7 protein-coding genes are annotated in these 9,079 nt (G+C 69.2%); 4 read left to right on the top strand and 3 right to left on the bottom strand.

The window, feature by feature from the left end:
* Nucleotides 1-458: 458 nt before the first annotated feature.
* From F2Q65_RS18940 to F2Q65_RS18930, 3 genes are read right to left on the bottom strand one after another with little or no spacing between them, the layout of a single operon-like run.
* On the bottom strand, nucleotides 459-2,522 hold the full coding sequence (locus F2Q65_RS18940) for a transglutaminase TgpA family protein (protein ID WP_170265815.1): 2,064 nt from the start codon (nucleotides 2,520-2,522) through the stop codon (nucleotides 459-461).
* Nucleotides 2,515-3,612 carry a DUF58 domain-containing protein gene (locus F2Q65_RS18935; RefSeq protein WP_150094958.1) on the bottom strand — a complete coding sequence of 366 codons (1,098 nt, stop codon included), beginning with the start codon at nucleotides 3,610-3,612 and terminating at the stop codon, nucleotides 2,515-2,517. Before F2Q65_RS18935 ends, F2Q65_RS18940 begins: the two co-directional genes overlap by 8 nt.
* Nucleotides 3,609-4,556 carry an AAA family ATPase gene (locus F2Q65_RS18930; RefSeq protein ID WP_425473423.1) on the bottom strand — a complete coding sequence of 316 codons (948 nt, stop codon included), beginning with the start codon at nucleotides 4,554-4,556 and terminating at the stop codon, nucleotides 3,609-3,611. The genes F2Q65_RS18935 and F2Q65_RS18930 overlap by 4 nt, the downstream gene beginning before the upstream one ends.
* 115 nt (nucleotides 4,557-4,671) lie before the next feature.
* Between F2Q65_RS18930 and mnmG the strand changes: the two genes are divergently transcribed.
* The 4 genes from mnmG to F2Q65_RS18910 are packed head-to-tail and all read left to right on the top strand — an operon-like array spanning nucleotide 4,672 to nucleotide 8,984.
* Nucleotides 4,672-6,555: a tRNA uridine-5-carboxymethylaminomethyl(34) synthesis enzyme MnmG gene (gene mnmG, locus F2Q65_RS18925; RefSeq protein WP_150094957.1), complete on the top strand. Its 1,884-nt coding sequence runs from the start codon at nucleotides 4,672-4,674 to the stop codon at nucleotides 6,553-6,555.
* Nucleotides 6,555-7,265: a 16S rRNA (guanine(527)-N(7))-methyltransferase RsmG gene (gene rsmG / locus F2Q65_RS18920; protein WP_150094956.1), complete on the top strand. Its 711-nt coding sequence runs from the start codon at nucleotides 6,555-6,557 to the stop codon at nucleotides 7,263-7,265. The genes mnmG and rsmG overlap by 1 nt, the downstream gene beginning before the upstream one ends.
* Complete coding sequence (locus F2Q65_RS18915; RefSeq protein WP_150094955.1) at nucleotides 7,258-8,046, top strand: ParA family protein; 789 nt, start codon at nucleotides 7,258-7,260, stop codon at nucleotides 8,044-8,046. Before rsmG ends, F2Q65_RS18915 begins: the two co-directional genes overlap by 8 nt.
* Complete coding sequence (locus F2Q65_RS18910) at nucleotides 8,043-8,984, top strand: ParB/RepB/Spo0J family partition protein (RefSeq protein WP_246156388.1); 942 nt, start codon at nucleotides 8,043-8,045, stop codon at nucleotides 8,982-8,984. Before F2Q65_RS18915 ends, F2Q65_RS18910 begins: the two co-directional genes overlap by 4 nt.
* Nucleotides 8,985-9,079 lie beyond the last annotated feature (95 nt).

Below are 9,079 nucleotides of genomic sequence, written 5' to 3'. Positions count from 1 at the left end.
CGACGCGTTCGGCCGGAATGGCAATGGGGTCTTGTTTGCCCCCATTGATCTGCTCGGCTGGTGAGATATGCGGGCTAGGCTCTCCTCTCCCGCCTCTGTGCCTGGTCCATGGCATCCATGACAGGTCGCGACTGTCTGGACCGAAGCGTCGGAGGCCCTGAGCGGACACGTTAAGATTTATTTTTAACCGAAATGTATACGAGCGGCCGTCTTGGCGCCCTGCCCTATGATGAGTGTTTGTAATTCTTCCTCATCGTAGTAATAACGCCGGTGGAAAACCGCACAAGCGATAAAATATTTTTTATAATTAATGACTTGAGGATTTTTACAGCTGTTGTCGGTCGGCCGGTCAGCCTGTGGGTAACCGGTGGGCAATCAGAGCAGCGAAAATCAGCCACAGGTTATCCACAGCCGACACCGGGTTGCTGTCGACAGACTTGTTCGTGCGGGTCTGCCGATCAGTCTTGCATGTCGGTCGGTGCACGCCGGGCGGGACGGAAGCGGGCGATGCGCTGGCGCAGTTGCTGCAGGTCGGCGGGGTCCTGGCTGCCGCCGTAGCGCAGGCGCAGGTAGGGGGCAAGGATGGCGTCGACGGCTTCGGTCAGATCGGGGCGCGCGCGGTCGATGCGGTTGCGATGGTCGACAGGTCCCTCGGTGGGCCGGCGCGCCAGGCCCAGGGGGCTTAACCGGCGCATGAAGCGCTGATAGGCCCGCAGCAGCGGATCGCGCGGTCGCGACGGTCGCGCCAGCAACAGGTTCCAGGCCAGCATGATCAGGGCGCCGCCGATGACCATGCCGAGTACCAGGCCCAGATCGCGCAAGGGTCCCAGGTCAAGCCGGTCCAGCAGTTGCCGCTGGTTGCGGGTGGAGAAGCCCACCACCCACTGGCGCCAGCCGGAGCCCAGGGCATCCGCCAGCAGGCGCAGACCGCGGGCCCCTTTGCCGAACAGGCCCTGGTCGTCGACGCGAAACCGCGCCGGCGCGCCGGCACCGAGGGCGGCGATGTGCCGATCCGCATCCACCCGTGCCGGATCGATGGCGGCGGTGGGGTCGATGCGCACCCAGCCCCGGTCCGCCAGCCAGACCTCGTTCCAGGCGTGGGCCTCGGACTGGCGCACCAGCACCTCGCCGTTGATGGGATTGCGCTCGCCGCCCAGATAGCCCAGCACGATGCGGCTGGGGATGCCGGCGATGCGCATCAGCACGGCGAAGGCGGCGGCATAGTGCTCGCAGAAGCCGGCGCGGGCGTCGAACAGGAAGGCATCGACCGGATTGGCGCCGAGGGCTGGCGGCAGCAGGGTGTAGCTGAACGGCGGCTGGCCGAAATGCTGCAGCGCCCGCTGCACGATGGCCTCCGGCGCGGCGCCGTCGGCCTGCCAGCCTTCCACCAGGGTGCGCATGCGCGGCGTGACGTTGCCCGGCAGCGCCAGCGCCGCCTGCGCTTCGTCCGGACTCAGGCCCAGCGTGGAATAGACCGGCACCGAGGTCATGCGGTAGATGCGGAACTCGTCCACCGGTGCGGCGGCGAGCACCTGGAAGTCGGCGCTCAGGCGGGCGTCCGACGGCACCTGTGTGGGTAGATCGAGCCCGATCAGCCAGGGCTGATTGGTCGGCTCCATGGCGACGGTGTAGGACAGCGCCTCAGCCTCGGGCCGCAGTTGCGGCGACGCCTGCGCAAACTCCCCAACACGGGCCGGCACCCAGCGGCGCCCGTCGTTGTGCCAGAGCACCGGACCGCGCCAGTACATGCGCTCCACCGGGATGCCCGGATCCCGATCGAAGCGCACCCGCAAGGCGTCCTCGCCGGAGATGATCAGCTGCGTCACCGAGCCCGGCTCGAGCCAGTCGTTCAGGCCTGTGATGGCATAGGGATTCTCCAGCCCCAGGTCCCACAGCGGCGTGTCCAGCCGCGGAAAGAACACGAACAGCAGCAGCGCCAGCGGGATCGCCTGCAGCATCATGCTCAGGGCAACGCGGCCGGCCCGGCGGGCTCGCCCGAGGGGCGACCCGGCATGGGCGTCCTGGGCCAGGTCGAACAGCAGGGCAAAGTTGGCCACCAGCAGTGCCCCCATCAGCAGGGTGCGCGCCGGCGACTGGTCGAACAGGAACTGCACCACCACCAGAAAGCCGAACACCAGCAACAGCACGCGCAGGTCACGCCGGGTGCGGACCTCCAGCAGCTTCAGCGACAGCATGGTCAGCAGCAGTGCCGTGCCGGGATGCTGCCCGGCGATGCCCTGATAGGTGTCGATGACATTGAGCCCGCCGGCCAGGGTCAGCAGGCCCAGCGTCCAGCCACCGGGGCGCAGCCCTGGCCAGCGGATGCCGGCGAAGGCCACGGCCAGCATGGCGCCGACGAACAGGCCGATGCGCGTCTCCAGCGCCAGCACCAGCGGCAGGAAGCCCAGGCCGAGCAAGGCGGTGACGCCGATCCGCTGCCAGGTATCCGGCGCGCCATTCCGAAAACTGGTCGGAGAGCTGGCCGGTGCCGACCGAAAACCGGGGGGGCGCCAGCTAGCCATGTGCCGGCCGGTCATGTGGTGGCAGGTCAGGTGCCCGCCCGTCGGCTTCCGGCCAGCGCGCCAGGGCCGCCAGGCAGCGGTGCAGATGCCGGTCGCCGCGACCGGGGGCGATCTCCGTTCCCGGCAGCCGCAGTGCCCAGAGGCCGCCCTGTGCGTGGGCGCGCAGCGCCTGGGTGGTCAGCAGCGACAGCCGCGTCTCGCTGTCCTCCACACCCAGGGCGTACCAGTCCACCAGTACGCGGCTGCCCTGCTCGCTGCCGAACTCCTTGACCACCAGCCCGCGGCCGCGAGCCAGGGCCTTCCAGTCGAGCCGCCGCGGTGAGTCTCCGGGCCGATAGGGCCGTGGTCCGATGAAATCATCGCCGCCGGCGCCCCGATCACCGGTCGAGTCCTGGCTGATCAGATCCTGTTTGGCCGGCTTCTTCCTGGCCTTGTCGGACCTGTCCGCGGTGATCCGGGCCGGTGCCGGCGCCTGCTCGGCGGGGCGCGGATACACCAGCACCGAGGCCCGCAGCGGCAGCCGGGTCCAGGCCCGGAGCAGGCCGAAGGGATAGGCGGTGGCCAGGAGCACCGGCTCCAGCGCGAGGTCGCCGCGCTGCTGCGTGGGCACGCGCAAGGTCACCTGCACCGTGCCGGCGGCGGGCAGTTCGATGCCGGCGGCGCTGCCGACGCACAGGCCGAGGCGGCTGCGGTTGCGCTGCTCGGTGATGCGCAGCGGGAACACCGCCGGCTGCCCGCAGAACACCGGCGCGGCATTTCTGGCCGCGACCCGCAGGCCCAGCAACTGGAACCAGCAATGGTGCATGCTCACCAGGCTGACGGAGACCATCAGGAAGGTCAGCAGCAGGCCCAGGTTGTTCTGGTAGTTCAGCGAGCCCAGCAGGGTCGCCAGCAGGATTGCCGCGTAGCCCAGGCCGGCGCCGGTGGGCAGGATGTAGATACGGCGGCCATGGGTGTCGGCCTCGGCCCCGGTGGCCGGCGGCAGGCGTTCGATCCAGCGCAGCATCGGTCGCAGCAGGGCCGGCACACCGTCCGCAGGCGTGCCGGCGTTGGTATGGCCGCCTGATCGGCGGCGTTTGCGTCGGCTCAAGGGACCGGCACCGAGGCCAGGATGTCGTCGGCGGGGGACGGTTGGGTGCCGCCGTCGTCCCCCTGGGCCGTGAGCCGGTGTGTGACCACCGCCGCCAGCACCTGTTGGATGTCTTCCGGCAGCACGAAGTCGCGGCCGGCGATCAGGGCCCAGGCCCGGGCGGCGCGCAGCAGGCCGATGCCGGCCCGCGGCGACAGGCCGTGGTGATAGCGGCCGCTGGCGCGGGTATGGCTGAGAATGGCATGGCAGTAGTCGACGATGGCTGGCGCCACATGCACCTGATCCACGCGTGCCTGCTGCGCCAGCAGTTCCGCCGGGGTCAGTGCGGGCACCAGCTCCGCCAGCAACTGGCGCCGGTCGCTGCCGGCCAGCAGGGCCTTCTCCTGGGCGGCGTCCGGATAGCCGAGCTCGATGCGCATCAGAAACCGGTCCAGCTGCGACTCCGGCAGCGGAAAGGTGCCGACCTGATGGCTGGGGTTCTGCGTAGCGATGACGAAGAAGGGCTTCGGCAGCGGTCGGGTCTCGCCTTCCACGGTGACCTGGCGCTCCTCCATGGCCTCCAGCAGTGCGCTCTGGGCCTTGGGCGTGGCACGGTTGATCTCGTCCGCCAGGATCAGCTGGGAGAACACCGGCCCCGGATGGAAGCGGAACTGCTTGCCGGCCTGGTCGTAGACCGACACGCCGATCAGGTCGGCGGGCAGCATGTCGCTGGTGAACTGGATGCGCGCATAGTGCAGCCCCAGCAGCTGTGCCAGCAGGTGCGCCAGGGTGGTCTTGCCGACGCCGGGCAGGTCCTCGATCAGCAGGTGGCCGCGGGCGAGGAGACAGGCCAGCGCCAGGCGCAGCACATGGGTCTTGCCCAGGATCACGCCATCGGCAACGTCGAGGATGCGCGCCAAGGGGTCGTCGGTGTTATTCAGCATGGCAGGGGCGGTGTTCGGCATTCACGGGCCTGCGGTTGAAACCCGCGTCATGCCAATAGCTTAACAGTGAGGCATTGGCCTATCATAGGCGAGATGATTCACAGACCAGAACGGAACAGAACCGTCCCGATCAAGCATGGCAGAAGCACAGCAGTATGACGTCATTGTCGTGGGCGGCGGCCATGCCGGCACCGAGGCGGCGCTGGCGGCCGCCCGGGTTGGCGCGCGCACCCTGTTGCTGACGCACAATCTCGACACCATCGGGCAGATGAGCTGCAACCCGGCCATCGGCGGCATCGGCAAGGGCCATCTGGTGAAGGAGATCGACGCCCTGGGCGGCCTGATGGCCCGGGCCACTGATCTTGCCGGCATCCAGTTCCGTATCCTCAACCGGCGCAAGGGGCCGGCGGTGCGTGCCACCCGCGCGCAGACCGATCGGCAGCTGTACAAGGCGGCAGTGCGCGCGGCGGTGGAGGCACAGCCCGGTCTGGAGCTGTTCCAGCAGGCGGTGGATGACCTGATCCTGCAGTCCGACGGCCGGCACGAGCGCGTCGCCGGCGTGCGCACGCAGATGGGGCTCGAGTTCCGGGCCCGCGCCGTGGTGCTGACCGTCGGCACCTTCCTCGGCGGGCGCATCCATATCGGGCTCAGCAACTACCGCGGCGGTCGCGCCGGCGATCCACCATCCATCGCGCTGGCGGAACGCCTGCGGGAGATGCCCTTTCGCGTCGAGCGGCTGAAGACCGGCACGCCGCCGCGCATCGATGCCCGCAGCATCGACTTCTCCGTGCTCGAGGCGCAGCCCGGCGACCAGCCGGTACCGGTGTTCTCGTTTCTCGGCGCCGCCGCCGACCATCCGCGACAGGTCAGTTGCCACATCGCCCGCACCACCGCGCAGACCCACGACATCATCCGTGGCGGCCTGTCGCGCTCGCCCCTGTACGAGGGCATCATCGAGGGTGTCGGCCCGCGCTACTGTCCCTCCATCGAGGACAAGATCATGCGCTTCGCCGACAAGGATTCGCACCAGATCTTTGTCGAGCCGGAGGGCCTGGAGAGCGTCGAGATCTACCCCAACGGCATCTCCACCAGCCTGCCTTTCGACGTGCAGCAGGCGCTGGTGCGCTCCATCCCGGGGTTTGCCCGGGCGCACCTCACCCGACCGGGATATGCCATCGAGTACGACTTCTTCGACCCGCGGGACCTGGCACCGAGCCTGGAGACCCGACATGTGCCGGGCCTGTTCTTCGCCGGCCAGATCAACGGCACCACCGGCTACGAGGAGGCTGCCGCCCAGGGCCTGCTGGCTGGCCTGAATGCCGCCCGCCAGGTGCAGGGGCTGCCGCCCTGGTCGCCGCGCCGGGACGAGGCCTACCTGGGTGTCATGGTGGACGACCTGATCACCCGGGGCACCAACGAGCCCTACCGCATGTTCACCAGCCGCGCGGAATACCGGCTGCTGCTGCGCGAGGACAATGCCGACCTGCGGCTGACCGAGACCGGCCGCGATTTGGGGCTGGTGGATGCGTCGCGCTGGCAGCGCTTCGCGGCCAAGCGCGAGGCCATCGAGCGTGAGCGCGAGCGGCTGCGCGCTTGCTGGATCCGCCCGGGCACCGCGCTGGCCGCCGCCGTGGAGCAGGCCACCGGCGAGGGCATCGGCCGCGAGTCCCGGGCGCTGGACCTGCTGGCGCGACCCGGCGTGGGCTATGGCGCGCTGACCGCGGTGGCCGGTCTCGGTCCGGCGGCCGACGACGCCGTGGCGGAACAGCTCGAGATCCAGTGCAAGTACGCCGGCTACGTGGACCGCCAGCGCGACGAGATCCAGCGCCAGCGCCAGCAGGAGGCAAAGGTACTGCCGCTGGACTTCGCCTTCGATCAGGTGCGCGGCCTGTCGGCGGAGGTGCAGGAAAAGCTCCAGCGGGTGCGCCCGACCACCATCGGCCAGGCGGCGCGCATACCGGGGGTGACGCCGGCGGCGGTGTCGCTGCTGCTGATCCACCTCAAGCGGTTGAGTGCCTGATGTCGCCGGTGTCGACGGATGCGGGCACTGGGCCTGGGGCAACGGCCGATGCGACGCAGGTCCTGCGACGGCGGCTCGACCGCGGGCTCGGGCAGATGCCGCCGGGTATCGGCGACCACCTCGACGCCGCCGCCCGCGATCGGCTGATCGCGTTTCTGGGCCTGCTGGCGCGCTGGAACCGGGCCTACAACCTCACCGCCGTGCGCGACCCCGCCGACATGGTGCCGCGGCATCTGCTGGACAGCCTGGCGGTGCTGCCCTGGATCACGCGGGGCCCGGTGCTGGATGCAGGCACCGGGGCCGGGCTGCCGGGCATCCCGCTGGCCATCGCCCGGCCGGAGCTGGGCTTCACCCTGCTGGACAGCAACGGCAAGAAGACGCGATTCGTGCGCCAGGCGGTGCTGGAACTGGGGCTCGACAACGTCCAGGTGGTGCAAAGCCGGCTGGAGACATATCGGCCAGGGCAAAAATTCGCTACCATTGTCGCCCGCGCTGTCACCAGCCTAGCGGCGCTGCGCGCCAACTGCGCTCATCTGGCCTTCAGCGACGCTCGCTTGCTCGCCCTGAAGGGGCGCCTGCCAGAGCAGGAAATCGCCGATCTGGTGGCGGCATCGGCCACCACCGTCCAGGTCCATCCGCTCCGCGTGCCTCTGCTGGAGGGCGAGCGCAACCTCATCGAGATCCCGTTCAACGCGACCGCCCATGGCTAGAATCATCGCCATTGCCAATCAGAAGGGAGGCGTCGGCAAGACCACCACTGCCGTCAACCTCGCTGCGTCCCTTGCTTCGCTCAAGCGGCGGGTGCTGCTGGTAGACATGGACCCACAGGGCAATGCCACCATGGGCGTCGGCGTGGACAAGAACGCGCTGAAGCAGACCGGTTGCGATCTGCTGGTCAACAACGCCCCCTTCGCCCGTTGCGCCGTGCGGGTGGCGGAGCCGTCGCCCGGCTTCGACCTGCTGCCGTCCAACAGCGACATGACGGCGGCGGAGGTTGGCCTGATGAGCACCGGCCAGCGCGAGCATACGCTGGCAACGGCGCTGGCGGCGGTGGCCGCCGGCTATGAGATCATCCTCATCGACTGCCCGCCGTCGCTGAACATGCTCACCGTCAATGCGCTGGTGGCGGCCCACGGCGTGCTGATCCCGATCCAGTGCGAGTACTACGCGCTGGAGGGGCTCTCCGCGCTGCTGGACACCATCGAGCAGATCCGCAGCAGCCGCAACCCCGGCCTGCGCATCGAGGGCATCCTGCGGACCATGCACGACCCGCGCAACAATCTGGCCAACCAGGTCTCCACCCAGCTGGTGACGCATTTCACCAACCAGGTCTACCGCACCATCGTGCCGCGCAATGTGCGGCTGGCGGAGGCCCCCAGCCACGGCCTGCCAGCGCTGCTCTACGACCGCGGCTCCCGCGGCGCGGTAGCCTATCTGGCGCTGGCCAGCGAGATCATGCGCCGGCGCGCACCTGAACCGACCGCCGCATGAAGTACGCATTGCGCATCTCCCAGGACGAGACCAGTATGAGCACGGCCAAGAAACGAGGCTTGGGACGCGGTCTGGACGCCCTGCTCGGTGGCAGCCGCGAGCTCGATCCGGGCAGCGATGAAACCACCGGCGTCGGCGAGACGGCGGCCGCACCGGTGGGCGTGGTGGACGCGGTGCCGGTGGACCAGATCGAACGCGGTCGCTATCAGCCGCGCCGGGAGTTCGATGCGGACAGCCTGCGCGAGCTGGCCGAATCCATCGCCGCCCAGGGCGTGATCCAGCCCATCGTGGTGCGCCGGATCGCGCCCCAGCGCTACGAGATCATCGCCGGCGAACGCCGCTGGCGCGCGTCCCAGCAGGCCGGCCTCGAAACCATCCCGGTGGTGATCCGCGATGTCGACGAGCAGACCGCGCTGGCCATTGCGCTGATCGAGAACATCCAGCGCGACGACCTGACGCCGCTGGAGGAGGCCGGCGCACTGCAGCGGCTGCTGCACGAGTTCGGCCTGACCCACCAGCAGATCGCCGAGGCCGTCGGCAAGTCACGCACCACGGTCACCAATCTGCTGCGGCTGATCGAGCTGGAGACCGAGGTGAAGGGCCTGCTGGACGCCGGCCGCCTGGAGATGGGACATGCCCGGGCGTTGCTGGGGCTCAAGGGCGACGCCCAGACCCTGGCGGCGCGTCAGGTGGTGAGCCGCGGGCTGTCGGTGCGTGAGACCGAGCGTCTGGTGCGCCGGCTGCAGGCGGAAGGTGTCAGCCGCAGCACGCCCATCCGCACGGAACCGGATCCGGACATTCGCCGCCTGCAGGACGACCTGACCGAACGCCTCGGCGCCCGGGTCGCCATCCAGCACGGCACCCGGGGCACCGGCAAGCTGGTCATCGCCTACAACAGCCTGGACGAACTCGACGGCATCCTGGCGCACATCAACTGAGCCGGCTGCCAGACTTCCTTAGGAACGCGCCCAAAACAAGGTGAACACTGTAGGGCGGATAAGCGAAGCGCATCCGCCGTTGTGGCCTGTGGCGG

It is taken from the genome of Thiohalocapsa marina, from assembly GCF_008632335.1.
In the GTDB taxonomy this organism is placed as follows: Bacteria; Pseudomonadota; Gammaproteobacteria; order Chromatiales; family Chromatiaceae; genus Thiohalocapsa; species Thiohalocapsa marina.
Note: the sequence above shows the minus strand (reverse complement) of the source record. Positions and strands in the feature narration are given on the sequence as shown.